Consider the following 14,641-nt stretch of genomic DNA (forward strand, 5'->3'; position numbering starts at 1 on the left):
TTAAAGGGCCGCCGCTGCGGTGGCAAAAAGCAGTGCTTCAAAATTGCGCAATAGCGGGCGCAGCGAAGTGTCGATCACGCGACTGACGATGAAGAGAACTTCCCGCTCGGTCAATCCACCGTGGCAGCGTAAGTCGACCGCCAGCGCGGCCAGATCATGACAGTTTAGGGAAGTACTTGTGTAGGTATTCTCAACCGGAACATTCGGGATTGAATAGACCCGCTGATGGGCTGTGATCTGGTTTTGCATCATCATCTTCGTAGCCTTGGATTAAGTGCGCCCGTTCTAATGCCAGCCATAGATCACAGAATTGCAAAATTTCCGCGTTGGGTCGAAAGCCAGAGCAAACCACTGTGTCAGTCCAGTGCTGGAATGCACCTCGATATCCAAGTCACACCAATAGTCTTAGCTGCCACTTTCGTGCGACCACGATCTGCGGAAGTTATACGGCGAAACCTTGTACCTGCCTCGGAAATGAACCGAAAGCCTGTCCGTGCTGGAAAACCCGGATGCAAAGGCAATCTCGGATACGCTGAGGTCGGTTTCATTCAATAGGGCGAAGGCGCGATCCAGCCTGAGGTTGTTGTAATACTGGCCGGGCGACATCTTTGTGTGCTGTTGGAACAGCCGTTCCATATGGCGTCTGGACAGTGACGCCTGACACGCCACCGCCTCAAGACTGAGCGGCGATTCAATGTTATCTCGCATGATCTGGACCGCTTCGACCAGCTTGCCGTTGCGCGTCCCCAAAAGGGCCGAGACGGGCGAAACCTGATTGCTGCCACTTTCACCGACGCGCCGATGCAGACACATCTCGGACACGTTGATGGCCAGGGCGTTGCCGAACAATTCCTCGATCACTTCCAGCATCATATCGGTGCTGGCGTGCCCTCCCCCGCAAGTGCGCAGCTTGCCGTCAATCTCGTACAGGCTCTGGGTTGGCGTCATTGTCGGAAAATACTCGCAAAACCCAGGGCGGTTTTCCCAATGAACGGTGAACTTCTTGTCGCCGATTAGGCCGGCCTTTGCCAAGGCAAAAGCTCCGGTGCAGATACCGCCAAAATCGGATCCATGTGCCTTTTGCCTACGGATCCAATTCAGAACCCGGGTGTCAAACGAGGTCATCGGCTCGGTGCCGGAACACACGAAAGTATAGGCCCCCTGCTCCAGATCGTGCATGGGTTGGTCAGCTTGAATGCGGATTCCGTTCGAACACGTGACCGGTGCGCCATCTGCAGACAAAACGTACCATTCAAACAATTGCTTTCGGGCCAGTTGGTTTGAAATACGCAAAGGTTCAATCGCAGCGCTAAACGCCAACATCGTGGTATTAGGCAACAACAGGAAATGAAAGGCCTTGGGTGGTCCATCATAGGGAACGTCGACGGAAATCGCCCCCTTGGGCAGGAAACGTTGGCTGTCCACTATACCCCTCCTTCGCGTTCGAATACCGCATTGTCACTTTTTTCAGCACGTCGCCTCTGGCCTGCTGAAACGCTCGAGCAACTTTAAGTTATCAATAGATGTAAGACCCTTGGAAATCGAACGCTCATTTTGTATTTTGGATACAACTTACACCGACCGAGACCACTCTTATGCCCAGAACCCGCGCGATCGCACGTCAAAGTCTTCCAGAAGTCATCACAAATGATCTGCGGGAACGTATCCTAAGCGGAGAGATGGCCGAAGGTGAAACCATCCGGCAAGAGGCCCTTGCCGAGGATTATGATGTTTCGCGTATGCCCATCCGCGAAGCACTGAAACGGCTGGATGCCGAAGGCCTTGTGCAGTTGACCAACAACCGAGGTGCATCGGTGACTTCGCATTCGCTTTCGGAAATTGGCGAGATTTTTGACCTTCGCGTTCTTTTGGAGGTCGACTTGTTCAAACGGTCTATTCCGCAGATGACCGAAGCTGATTTCGCCAGATGCGAGAAGCTGCTCGATGACATGGAGAGGTCTTACGAAGCTTATAATGTCGGGCGGTGGGGCAGCCTGAATTATGAATACCACAAAGCCCTTTATGCGGCTGCTGATCGTGGGCTGACCAATGAGATCCTGCAAAGGGTCAATCTGCAATCGGACCGCTATGTCCGTATGCATCTAAGCGTCATGGAACAGCGCGAGCCCGCCAAGCAAGATCACCGACAGCTTTTGTCGCTGGCACGCAAACGTCAGGTTGATGCCGCAGGCGATCTGCTGACCAAGCATATTCAACGGACCAAGGATCAGTTGTTGGCGATGGTTATCAAGACACGGAAAGGCGACGCCGGCTGAACGTCGGCATTCCTACCCCAGTGGATGCAGGCACGCCACTTTGTGGTCCGACCCGCTCAGTTCAGGCGGCGCGGCGCGGCATTCTTCGGTTGCAAGCCAACACCGTTGTGCAAAGGCGCAGCCTTTGGGGATGTTCATCGGGGACGGAAGCTCGCCTTCCAGTTTGATCCGATCCTTTCGCGCGTCGGGATCTGCGCGGGGCGTCGTCGACAAAAGAGCCTTGGAATAAGGATGTCGAGGGGCAGCAAACAGCTTTTCTTTCGGAGCTTTCTCAACCGCGCGGCCCAGATACATGACAATTACATCGTCGGCAAAATGCTTTACCACCGACAAATCATGCGAAATGAACAAATAGGCGAGGTTCAGGCGTTCCTGCAGTTCGACCAGCAGGTTAAGAATTTGCGACTGGATTGAGACGTCCAGTGCTGAAACCGGCTCATCCAGCACCAGCACCTTGGGGTTCAGCATCAGGGCGCGGGCGATTGCAATCCGCTGCCGCTGCCCGCCCGAAAACATGTGTGGGTAGCGGTCGTAATGTTCGGGGCGCAGCCCCACAAGGTCGATCATTTCACGCGCGCGCGCTTCGCGGTCGGCTGCGGACATCTCGCGGCGGTTTATGATCAAAGGTTCTTGCAGGATTTGACCAATCCGTTGGCGCGGGTTGAGCGAGCCATAGGGATCCTGAAACACGATCTGTACAGTTTCACGCATCTGGGCCCATTTCGACGGAGTTATTTCAACGCCATCGATGGTCAGACTACCCGAGGTCGGTTCTTCGATCATCGTCACCACCCTTGCGAGGGTGGACTTCCCACAACCAGACTCTCCCACGATCGCCAGCGTTTTGCCCGGCCGCAGTTCGAAGTCCACGCCAGACAAGGCCTTGACCGTTGCGGCCTTCGACAACAACCCGCCTTTTACGGTATAAAATCTGGCCAATTCACTGGCCTGAACAATGGGGGCGGTCATGCCAGCTCTCCAGTTGTTATCTTTTCAACGTAATGACAACGAGCCTTGCCGAATTCCGCACTGTGCGGGGTTGGGGGCAATGATCGGCAAAGATCATCTGCATATTGGCATCTGGGACTGAACAGACACCCTTTTGGCCGGTCAAACTGCCCTGGAACGACGCCGGGAATGGTAGGCAGCATCTTTGACGTCGCCCGTTCCGGAAGCGCGTTGAGCAACGCCGTTGTGTAGGGGTGGCGCGGGGTGCGGAACAGGTCTTTGACTGCCTGCTCCTCGACCTTTTGGCCGGCGTATTGGACTTGAACCCGCTCGGCGGTCTCGGCGACAACGCCCATATCATGAGTGATAAGGACCAAACCCATGCCCTGTTCGTCCCGAAGGCGAACCAACAGATCAAGGATTTGCGCCTGAATGGTCACGTCCAATGCCGTCGTCGGCTCGTCCGCAATCAACAGTTTGGGTTTGCAGGCGATGGCCATCGCAATCATCACCCGCTGGTTCATGCCGCCAGACATCTGGTGCGGAAAAGTGTTCAGGCGGCTTTCCGGCGCGGGGATGCCGACCTGATCGAACAGCTCTATGGCGCGCTGGTGGCGTTCCTTCCGGTTCAGGCCCAGGTGGATGCGCAAGGCTTCCTTGATTTGGAAGCCAACGGTAAAGCAAGGATTCAGCGACGACATCGGTTCCTGAAAAATCATGGCAATGTCTTTGCCAATGATCTTGCGCCGTTCACGGGCCGAGATTTTGGTCAGGTCAATGCCTTCGAAGCTTAGTTGGTCGGCCGTAATCGTGGCCGTCCAGGGTAGCAGACCCATCAATGCCAGCATCGACACCGATTTGCCCGAGCCGCTTTCGCCGACGATGGCCATCAACTCGCCCTTGTCGACCGACAGGTCAACACCATCCACAGCCCGGAACTGACCCGAGGCAGTTGCGAATTCAACGGTGAGGTTTCGGATATCCAACAGGCTCATGTCGTCAGCTCCGCTTTAGTTTAGGGTCCAGCGCGTCGCGCAGACCGTCGCCCATCAGGTTGATGGCCAGCACCGTGACCAAGATGGCCAGACCGGGGAACGTCACCACCCACCACGCGCGCAGAATGAATTCGCGTGCTTCGGCCAGCATGGTGCCCCATTCCGGTGTGGGCGGCTGCGCGCCCATGCCCAGAAAGCCAAGGGCTGCGGCATCCAGAATAGCGGTCGAAAACGACAGCGCCGCCTGAACGATGATCGGAGCCAGACAATTCGGCAGCACGGTCTTGAACATCAGCCGGGCCTTGCTGGCACCGGCAACGCGAGCAGAGGTCACATAGTCCTTTTGCCGCTCTGCCAACACAGATGCCCGTGTCAAACGCACGTAATGCGGTTGGAACACAATGGCGATGGCGATCATCGCGTTGGTCAACGAGGGGCCAAGGATGGCGACCAGAACCAGCGCAAGCAGTAGCGAGGGGAAGGACAGGATGATATCCATCACCCGCATTATCATCGTATCGACCCATTTGGGCGCGAAACCCGACAGCAGGCCGACAATCACCCCGCCCGTCACGGCCACACACACCACCACGATGCCGACAAAGAAGGAATAACGCGATCCCATGATCAGCCGCGAAAGCATATCCCGGCCCAGCGGATCGGTGCCCAACGGGAAGGCCCAACTGCCGCCTTCTTGCCACGCAGGGGGCTGCAGAATGTGATTGCGGAACTGTTCAGTCGGGTCGTAGGGGGCCAACAAAGGTGCAAAAGCCGCACAGAAAACAAAAGCTGCAAAGACCCAAAGGCCCATCACCGCACCGCGGTTTTCGCTGAAGTAGAACCAGAACTCTCGCAGGGCACTGGGGCGGTCTTCGGTTTTTGGTGGGGTCGCGGACAATTCAGCCATCATCGCCTCCGGATTTTGGGGTTGATGACGCCGTACAGGACATCGACCAGCAGGTTCACCAGCATGACGATCACGGCGATCATCAGCAGGCCGCCCTGCACCACCGGGTAGTCGCGGCGGAAGATGCTGTCGACCATCCACTTGCCGATACCGGGCCAGCTAAAGATTGTCTCGGTCAGGATCGCCCCGGCCAGCAATGTGCCGACTGACAGGCCAATCACTGTTATCACCGGGATCAGCGCATTGCGCAGCGCATGCAGCCCATTGATCCGTGCGGGGGCGAGGCCTTTGGCGCGGGCCGTGCGGATGTAATCCTCACCCAACACTTCCAACATGGCCGAACGGGTCTGGCGCGCAATTACGGCCAAAGGGATTGTGCCCAAAACGATGGTCGGCAGGATCAGATGGCGTACAGCCGATCCAAACGCCCCCTCCTGCCCAGACAGTAGGCTGTCGATCAACATGAAGCCTGTGACGCTCGGAAAGTAGTACAGCAAGTCGATCCGGCCTGAGACAGGCGTCCAACCAAGGTTGCCGGAAAACACGATGATCAACAACAGCGCCCACCAGAAGATCGGCATGGAATACCCGATCAGTGCGGACGACATCAGCGCCCGGTCGAAGAATTTGCCCCGGTTCACAGCGGCAATAACGCCCGCAGGCAGCCCCAAAGCCACTGCAAAGATCATAGCGCAGATCGACAGTTCCAGCGTGGCGGGAAACAGGGCAAAGAATTCGTCCCAAACCGGCTTCTTGGTGACAAAGCTCTCGCCTAGATCACCATGCAACACGCCAACAAGATAGTCCCAGTACTGCTCTAGCACCGGTTTGTCGAAGCCCAGCTTCTCGACCATTTCCTGATAGCGTTCTTCGGACATTCCGCGTTCACCGGCCATGACGATGATCGGATCGCCCGGAAGCACCCGAATGAACATAAACGAGATCAGTGTTACGCCCAGAAATGTCGGAATGAACATGCCGAGACGGGTAAGGAAATAGCCAAACATCAGCGGCCTATGATTGTTAGTTCTTTGGGAAAGCTGGTCAGCGACCGGCAACCGTCTTCGGTCACCAGTACGTCATCTTCGATCCGAACGCCGAAATTGTCCAGATCATAGAGGCCCGGCTCGTTGGTCCAAACCATGCCCGCGCGCATGATCTGGTCGTTTCCACGCATGATATAAGGTGCTTCATGCACGTCCCGGCCCAGCCCGTGACCCGTCTTGGTGCGGATACGATCCGCAAAGGGCGAGGCCTCGAGAACCCTGGTCACCGCGTCGTCAATATCGTGGGCCGTTACGCCAGGTCGGCAAGCTTCGAACCCGACCAGGTTGGCGCGCAGAACGGTGTCGTAGACCGCCCTGCCCTCATCCGAGGCTTCGGCGACAAAAAAGGTGCGTGTGATGTCGGCGGCAAACCCGTGTTTGCGTGCGCCGAAATCGAACAGCAGCGCGTCGCCTGCTTTGATCTGATAATCCGCGCGCGCTTTACCATGCGGTTGAGCCGAGTTTCCTCCGGCCGTCACGATAGGTGAAAAGGCCAGCGACGCGGCTCCTTCGGCGAACAGCGTTTGGATCAAGGCCTGTTCAATCTGTACTTCTGTCTGACCCACGCGAACATCCGCAATGACCCGCTCCAGCGCTCGTTCCGAGATATCAATTGCCGCTTGCAGCGCTGCAATGTCATCGTCCGTCTTGATGATGCGCAGGCCGGAAATCTCGCGCTCAGCATCCGCGATCCGCAAGTTGGGCAGGGCTTGGGTAAAGGCCTTGGAGACAAAGACGCGCATCACCTGCCCTTCGACCGCCAGAGATCGCAACGGTAAATGTTCAGCCAGCGCCGCGAAGGCGTCGTCATAGCCCGTCTGGTCGCGCCAGTCGAAGACAGCGCCGTCAAACCCGACTAAAGCCCAAGAGCCCAATTCCAGGTTCGGTACAATCGCGGCTGGTTCACCTTCGGCCGGGATCACGACCACAAAAGGCCGCTCGTGGCTCATGAAGGGTTTTCCCAAAGCGCGGGTAAAATTCGGGCCAGGCACCAGCGCCACGGCATCTACTGACATGTCCTTTGCCAGTTGTTGGTACTCGGACAAATCCGGCATTCGCGCCGACCTCCCAATAAAGAAAACCGGAGCCGCCAATTGGGCGGCTCCGGTCGTTGAGTGGTGGTTTATTCGACGCTCACACCGTAGAAGATGTGGCCGCCCAGCGGGTGCACTTTATAGCCCTGAACCTTATTGTTCATCGGCATGTACACGACCGAGTGCGCAATGGTTGCCCACGGGGCCTGCTCTTTGAAGATGACCTGGGCATCTTCATACAGCTTGGTGCGTTCAGCCTGATCCGTGGACTGCTTGGCCTTCAGGATCAGATCTTCGAACGGCTCATGGCACCATTGTGCCCGGTTCGACGCTTCGCGACCGTCACAGCCCAGCAGAACCGCCAGGAAGTTGTCTGGGTCGCCATTGTCACCGGTCCAGCCCAGCAGAACGGCACCGTCACGGTCCAGATCTTTCGAACGCGACAGATACTCGCCCCATTCGTAGGACACGATCTCTACATCCACGCCAACCTTCGCGAAATCCGCCTGGATCAGTTCGGCCATACGGCGCGCATTCGGGTTGTACGGACGCTGTACCGGCATTGCCCATACCTTCATCGACAGGTCGGAAACACCTTCGGCTTCCAGCATCGCCTTGGCCGCTTCTGGATCATAGGCATCGTCGGTGATCGCGTCGTTATAGCCCCACATGGTCGGCGGGATCGGGTTCTTTGCAACCTGACCCGAGCCCTGGAACACCACGTCGATGATCGCGTTCTTGTCGATTGCCATGTTCAACGCCTTGCGGACGTTCGGGTTGTCGAACGGCTCCATTGTGGTGTTGTAGGCCAGATAGCCAACGTTCAGGCCTTCCTGCTCCAACATGTTGATGTCAGCATCGTCCTGCATTGCCTGGATATCAGCGGGGTTCGGATAAGGCATGATGTGGCATTCACCGGCCTTCAGTTTTTGGTACCGAACCGATGCGTCCGGAGTGATCGCAAAGATCAGGTTTTCGACATCCGCAGGTGCCTTCCAGTAGTCGGCATTCTGGGCGTACCGGATCACGGCGTCTTTTTGATAAGCCAAGAACGAAAACGGGCCGGTGCCGATGGGTGCGGTGTTCAACTTTTCAGGTGTTCCGGCTTCCATCATCGCATCTGCATATTCTGCAGACAGGATCGAAGCGAAATCCATCGCCATGTTGGCAACAAACGGCGCCTCAGGCTTGGTCAGCGTGAATTTGACGGTGTAGTCGTCGACCTTTTCAATGGACTCGACCAGATCGGGCATACCCATACCCTTGAAGTATTCCCACGTACCACCAGAGACCTGATTATACGGATGGCTGTCATCCTTTTGGCGCATGAACGAGAAGATCACGTCATCCGCATTGAAATCGCGGGTCGGTGTGAATTCGTCATTCGAATGGAACTTCACGCCCTGACGCAGCTTGAATGTGTACTCCAGGCCATCATCATTGGCTTCGACGCTTTCGGCCAGACCGGGGATAACGTTGGTCGTGCCGGTTTCGAATTCCAGCAGGCGGTTGTAGATCGGGTGCGATGAGGCATCAAATGTGGTTCCGGCTGTAAACAGTGCGGGATCGAACCCCTCGGGTGAGCCTTCTGAACAATAAACCAGCGTGTTGGCCTGCGCGGCTGCGCTGGACAGGGCAATTGCCGCTGTTGCAGCCAAAAATTTGAGTTTCATGATTGTCTCCCAGAAAAATTATCAATCGGCTTTCGCGTTGCTTTTGTTGACCAAGCAATTTCTGACGACTCTCATCGCCGCGAAATCTGTGCCCAATGTATCCAAAATACAAAATCCATTGTCAACTCACTTTGAGTGCTGTTGCACAGCTTGACCAAATGCAAAGGAAGCAGCCGAAAGACTGCCTATCTTCATTGCGTTGGCTGACCAAAGGAATCGACGGGTATTTATTGCGAGAAAGTTGGGGTCACACCAACCGGTGGTCGGTCCTGAATATATGTACCGACACGGTTCAACACAGGGCTTCTGGGGCACCCCGGGCGTGTCGCCGCACCAAGGTTGCGCAGGTTTCCCGGGCCCTCAAACGGAACAAAACACAAGGGCCATTTGTCCCGCTTGAATTGCTCGGCAGCCAGGGCCGACACTATCGTGCAATCATCAGAATGGCAGATGTACCGACAAATCGTATCAAACCTGAGCGCGCTCAGATCAAACCGCTTGGCGACACGGATCGCGGGATCAGCTTTGGGCAGACGGTCTTCAAGCTCATAGCCGAAACTGTGCGGAAGACGGATAAAATCGTGCGGGGGTACGTCCTCGGGCGCGATCGAGGGTAGCATACACAGCGGATGCCCTTCCCGCATCGCCAGAAACAGGGGCTCGGTCCAGATCGACGTGAAAGCCAGAGCGTTGCTGTTGTTGACCTGAGCCACCAGCGCCATGTCCAGCTGATGGTCTTCAACCATCTGCAACATGTTTTGCGGAAGATCCTCAATCATGGTCACGCGCATACGTGGAAAAATATCGCTGAACAGCTCTGAGAAATACTGTGTCAGGTACGGCGCAAGTGTTGGCGTCATGCCAATCCTATATGCAACGGCCTCGGGGTCGCGAAATTGCGTGGCGGAGTCGCGGATCTTTTGCGCATCTGACAGAATGGATTCAGCGATACTCAGGATGCTCTGACCAAACGCGGTTGGCCGCACTTCGTTATTCAGCCGCAGGAACAGTTCAACACCCAGTTCCTTTTCCAGCTTCTTGATCTGGTTCGACAGCGCCGGTTGTGAAACGTTGCACATAACCGCCGCCTGGCTGAACTTGCCATGCTTCGCAATGGCAAGCACGTATTCCAAATCTCTGAAATTCATCCGCCCAATCTCTCTGCGGTCATACAAAAGACGGCACTGGACCGTTCCCTTCTCTACCGTAAAGCGGGGAAAGGTGCATGAAATACTGATCAATTTCGCTGACAAAACTGTTAACCAGCGCTTTCGAATAGAACGTCATGTGGGGCGAATGCGCCGTAACATATTGATTTATATAAGGTGAACTTTCCAGGTTTTCACGGAAACCGTGATTATTAGCATTGGTTATACAACCGATTTGCAGGATGAATTTCAGCTGACCCGGGGTGCCGTCTACCCCTTTGCTACGTGGAATGCCCGAAACACCGGGCGAACTGCCAAACGTAACAATTTTTGACGGAGTACCCCATGCTGTCCCAACTTCTGACAAGCCTGCGCGCTCGTCTCTTGACCACGTCTACAATAGCGCAAGAGACTACCCGCGACGGTCAAACCCTTTTCAATAACTTTTTCCAAAGCACAGTCGTCGATGACACCCCGGCATTCGTTCTGGCTAACGACTTCTCGCGTCTGCTGAACTTTGGCGAGATCATCACCAACAACGCCGTCGCTGCTGTTCAGGCGCAGGGCCAGGATGTTGACGTGTTCAACTTCCGCTCGGGCCGGATCGAGGCGAACAACGGCCCCGACGCACTGGCCACCGGCGTTCAGGTCACCGGCAGCGCAAGCGTTCGCAACTTTGGCGAGATCGCGGGTGAGTTCAACGGTGTGCAGTTTGCCGGCGCTCAAAGCTCGGGCGGTCTGGATAACTTCAGCGGTGGTGTGATCAGTTCGGACAGCCGTGCGGTGGATATTCAGGGCCAAGGCATTGATGTGCGCAACTTTGGCGACATCATTGGCACCGGCGATCAGCGCAATGGAACGATCTACACCAACAGCACTGCCGAAGACATTTCGATCTCGAACTTTGTGGGTGGCACGATTGACGCCGGTGAAGGCAATCAGGGCGCTGGTATTTCGTTGCAAATCGGTGACGAGGTTGGCGACCGTGTGGAAACCGACATCTTCAACGGCTTTGGCGCCACAATCCAAGGCCGTGGTCAAGGTGCGGCCAATACCGGGCTGGCCGGGGACGGCATCCGCATTGACGACGGTGCCGAAGGGGCCACGCTGGAAACCGAAATCATCAACAGCGGCCTCATCTCGACCGAAAGCAATCAAGGCACAGCCGCCGGTATCCGCATCGCGGATGGTGTAAACGCCGAAGGTGAGATCCTGAACACCTCGACCGGTGTGATCGAAGGCCCGCGTAACGGCCTTTACATTGGTGATGGCGAGCATGATCTGGACGTGCTGAACTTTGGCACCATCCAATCCGGCAGCCGCGCAGTGAACATCGACGGCTCGGGTGTCAACCTGATCAACGGCGGTGACATTCTGGGCACCGGCGATCAGCGCAACGGCACTGTTTATGCCGATGGCACAGCCGACGATTTCTCGGTCCGCAATCTGGCCAATGGCACAATTGACGCAGGCGAGCACAACCAAGGTTCAGGTTTTGCTGCTGAAATCGGTGGTGCAACCGACGGTGCCAATACATTCACGCTGGAAATCGACGGCCTGATCCAGGGTCGCGGCAACGGTGCGGCAGGCACAGGCCTGGCGGGTGATGGTATCCGTATCGGTAACCCGGGCAATCAGGGCGTCTCTGACGCGACCATTGTCAACCGCGGCGAAGTACGCTCGGAAGGAGCCAACGGTACTGTTGCGGGTGCGCGCATTGTGGATGGCGTGAGCTTCCAGGGCGAATTCTCCAACTCTGGCTCGATCTCGGGTGTTCAAAACGGTGTCTACTTTGGCAACGCGGATCATACGGGCGGTCGCTTTGTGAACGAAGCAGGCGGTGTTGTTTCCTCTGACAGCCGCGCACTCAACATTGATGGTATCGGTCTTGAGGTTTCCAACCAGGGTGAGATCCTCGGCACCGGCGATCAGCGCAACGGGACGGTTTATGCTGACGGAACCGCGGATGACTTCTCGGTGCAGAACTCCGGTCTGATTGACGCAGGTGAGGGCAATCAGGGTTCAGGCATCGGAATTGAAGTCGGTGGCGCAGAAGACGGTGCAAATACCTTTGTGCTAGGTAATGTCGGTGTTGTTACTGGACGCGGAAACGCTGATGCGGCCTCGTCGCTGGCCGGTGACGGCATTCGCATCGGTAACGTTGGCAACACCGGTACCGTCGACGGGTCGATCGGCAATGCCACCATCATTTCGTCAGAAGGGAACAATGGCACCGTCGCCGGCGTCCGTATTGTCGACGGAGTGAACTTTCAGGGTGAGTTTGTTAACCTCGGCGGCATCTCCGGTGTGCGCAACGGTGTTTACTTTGGTAATGGCGATCACACAGGTGGATCATTCATCAACAGGAGCAACGTGTCCTCTGACAGTCGCGCCCTGAACATCGATGGTACCGGCCTGGCTGTTGAGAACTCTGGGGTCATCTTCGGTACCGGGGATCAGCGCAATGGGACGGTCTATGCCGATGGCACTGCCGATGACTTCTCGGTCATCAACTCTGGTCGGATCGATGCAATTGACGGTAACCAGGGTTCTGGTTTTGCTGTGGAAATTGGTGGCGCGGAAGACGGTGCCAACACATTCACGCTGGAAAACACGGGTCGGATTGACGGGCGCGGCGACGGTGCTGCTGCCACGTCGCTTGCTGGTGATGGCGTTCGGATCGGCAATGTTGGCAACACTGGCACCACTGATGCGACAATCCTGAATACCGGGGATATTATCTCCAGAGGTACCAATGGCACAGTTGCTGGCTTTCGTGTCGTCAATGGCGTGAACTTTCAGGGTACACTGGAAAACACAGGCTTCATTATTGGCACTCAGAACGGTGTCTACTTTGGCACTGGTGATCACACTGGCGGTTCGTTCCTGAACGCGGGCATTGTCGCCTCGGCAAGCCGCGCGCTGAACATCGATGGCGAAGGCCTGGAGGTCTTCAACTCAGGCCAGATTGTCGGTGCGGGCAATCAGCGCAACGGCGCGGTTTATGCCGATGGAACCGCTGACAACTATACCTTCACCAACACTGGTACGGTCAGCGTCAATGACGGGACCAACGGTTCAGCTGTATCGCTGCAAACCGGTGATGTTGATGGCGATGTCGTCTCGGCAACCATCGTTAACCAAGGAACTTTCCGGGGTAACGGCGATGCCACAGAGGGCAACCAGGTTGGCGATGGTCTGCGCCTGTTCACGGGTCAGGAAGACGCGTCCTTTGCCGGAGTTGTCATCAACGAAGGTCTCATTGCCGGGTCCGAGCAGTCGGACGCCGCAGCCGGTATTCGTATCGACGGCGGTCTGAACCTTCTGGGTGCGATCCTGAACGAAGGCGAAATCCGCGGTACGGTCAATGCTATCGATGCATCGGATGCTGGTGACGTTACCATCGTCAACGACGACGAAGGTGTGATCAACGGCAACGTCCTGCTGGGCGATGGCAATGACATCTTTGTTGATCTGGGTACCACCAACGGTGACATCAACGGTGGCGCAGGTGATGACGTTCTGATCGCTGGGGATGCAGATAATGTGCTGACCGGTGGTCTGGGCAATGACTTCATCGACGGTGGAGAAGGCACCGATACAGCCGATTTCTCGGATCTGGATGTTGCGGTCGAGGTCCGTCTGGACGCCAATGGCAACGGCACGGCCACACGCGATACCGGCTTTAACGTCTCGGTCGTGGATGCAGTTGTTGCGGCGCCGGGTCAGTTCGGTTCGAACATCGCGGACGGTACTGCCTTTGTGGAGCAAGCGGCGCAGGGCAACCTGTACTACAACATCCACACCGCCGACTTCCCTGGTGGGGAAGTTCGCGGGCAGCTTCTGGTCGACGGCGACGTCACCGAGAACGGAATCCGCACAGTCACGCTGAGCGGCGGTCTGGACGCGGCGCAAGAGCCTGGGCCGACATCGGACAGCGAGGCCTCCGGCAACGCAACCGTTGTCATCGCTCAGAACCTGGCAACGGGCGAAGTGACCTACTCGAGCGAACTGAGCGTTGTGGGCCTGAACGAAGCCGACCTAAACACACCTATCCCCGGTGCTGTATCGGCGATCCATCTGCACAATGCACCAGCGGGCGTAAACGGCCCTGTCGTGCAGGACACGCTGGTGGATGCGGGCGCAACTCTGGATGTTGACGCAACAGGCGGCACCGGTGTTGTCGGGCTGGACGTGATCGACAATCAGGTTGAAACCGACGTGCTGGTCTCAATCGAGAATGTCATCGGCTCCAATGATGGTGACGTAATCATCGGCAGCAATCTGGAGAATGTTCTGAACGGCGCGGATGGCGACGACCTGCTGAACGGTGAGGGCGGCAATGATGTCCTGATCGGCGGCGAAGGCGCTGACACCTTCCTGTTCCAGGGCACCTTCGGTGACGATACCATCTTGGACTTTGAAACGGGCGTGGACAGAATTCAGATCGGAGATCTGGATCCCGACTTCGCCGGTGGTCCGAACCCTGTTCAGGATGGTGAGGACACTGTGATCAGCTTCGGCGACGCAGGGTCCATCCGTCTGACCGGTGTCGATGCTGCTGACCTGACCGAAAACGACTTCATCGTTTAACCAATCAACGGCGGGGCGGCC

At 56.6% G+C, this 14,641-nt stretch carries 12 protein-coding genes; 2 read left to right on the forward strand and 10 right to left on the reverse strand.

The features are described from left to right. Positions 1-255 (reverse strand): hypothetical protein, encoded by a 255-nt coding sequence (locus DS906_RS00735; protein WP_113788355.1) that lies wholly within the window; start codon positions 253-255, stop codon positions 1-3. 150 nt (positions 256-405) lie between these two features. Further along, complete coding sequence (locus DS906_RS00740) at positions 406-1,425, reverse strand: GlxA family transcriptional regulator (RefSeq protein WP_113788356.1); 1,020 nt, start codon at positions 1,423-1,425, stop codon at positions 406-408. Positions 1,426-1,595: 170 nt separating this feature from the next. Between DS906_RS00740 and DS906_RS00745 the strand changes: the two genes are divergently transcribed. Continuing rightward, entirely contained in the window at positions 1,596-2,276 is a 681-nt protein-coding gene (locus DS906_RS00745) for a GntR family transcriptional regulator (RefSeq protein WP_113788357.1), read from the forward strand. A gap of 12 nt (positions 2,277-2,288) precedes the next feature. On the opposite strand, the gene DS906_RS00750 is transcribed toward DS906_RS00745, so the two are convergent. The 8 genes from DS906_RS00750 to DS906_RS22385 all read right to left on the reverse strand — a co-directional run bounded on the left by DS906_RS00750 (position 2,289) and on the right by DS906_RS22385 (position 10,394). Beyond that, positions 2,289-3,245, reverse strand: coding sequence for an ABC transporter ATP-binding protein (locus DS906_RS00750; RefSeq protein ID WP_113788358.1), 957 nt, complete (start codon positions 3,243-3,245; stop codon positions 2,289-2,291). Next, positions 3,242-4,219 (reverse strand): ABC transporter ATP-binding protein, encoded by a 978-nt coding sequence (locus DS906_RS00755; protein ID WP_113788359.1) that lies wholly within the window; start codon positions 4,217-4,219, stop codon positions 3,242-3,244. The genes DS906_RS00750 and DS906_RS00755 overlap by 4 nt, the downstream gene beginning before the upstream one ends. Before the next feature lie 4 nt (positions 4,220-4,223). Then, positions 4,224-5,129, reverse strand: coding sequence for an ABC transporter permease subunit (locus DS906_RS00760; RefSeq protein ID WP_082649183.1), 906 nt, complete (start codon positions 5,127-5,129; stop codon positions 4,224-4,226). Beyond that, entirely contained in the window at positions 5,126-6,133 is a 1,008-nt protein-coding gene (locus DS906_RS00765; protein ID WP_058277167.1) for an ABC transporter permease subunit, read from the reverse strand. Before DS906_RS00765 ends, DS906_RS00760 begins: the two co-directional genes overlap by 4 nt. Further along, positions 6,133-7,227, reverse strand: a complete 1,095-nt coding sequence (locus DS906_RS00770; protein WP_113788360.1) for a Xaa-Pro peptidase family protein — start codon at positions 7,225-7,227, stop codon at positions 6,133-6,135. Before DS906_RS00770 ends, DS906_RS00765 begins: the two co-directional genes overlap by 1 nt. Positions 7,228-7,295: 68 nt before the next feature. Next, on the reverse strand, positions 7,296-8,879 hold the full coding sequence (locus DS906_RS00775) for an ABC transporter substrate-binding protein (RefSeq protein WP_113788361.1): 1,584 nt from the start codon (positions 8,877-8,879) through the stop codon (positions 7,296-7,298). A gap of 227 nt (positions 8,880-9,106) precedes the next feature. Continuing rightward, positions 9,107-10,027 (reverse strand): LysR family transcriptional regulator, encoded by a 921-nt coding sequence (locus DS906_RS00780; protein WP_113788362.1) that lies wholly within the window; start codon positions 10,025-10,027, stop codon positions 9,107-9,109. Between the two features lie 19 nt (positions 10,028-10,046). Then, positions 10,047-10,394: a hypothetical protein gene (locus tag DS906_RS22385; protein WP_233494642.1), complete on the reverse strand. Its 348-nt coding sequence runs from the start codon at positions 10,392-10,394 to the stop codon at positions 10,047-10,049. Between DS906_RS22385 and DS906_RS00785 the strand changes: the two genes are divergently transcribed. Continuing rightward, entirely contained in the window at positions 10,373-14,620 is a 4,248-nt protein-coding gene (locus DS906_RS00785) for an S-layer family protein (RefSeq protein ID WP_113788363.1), read from the forward strand. The two genes, DS906_RS22385 and DS906_RS00785, sit on opposite strands and share 22 nt — an antisense overlap. Positions 14,621-14,641 lie beyond the last annotated feature (21 nt).

The sequence above is a fragment of the Ruegeria sp. A3M17 genome, assembly GCF_003318255.1.
Classification (GTDB): Bacteria; Pseudomonadota; Alphaproteobacteria; order Rhodobacterales; family Rhodobacteraceae; genus Ruegeria.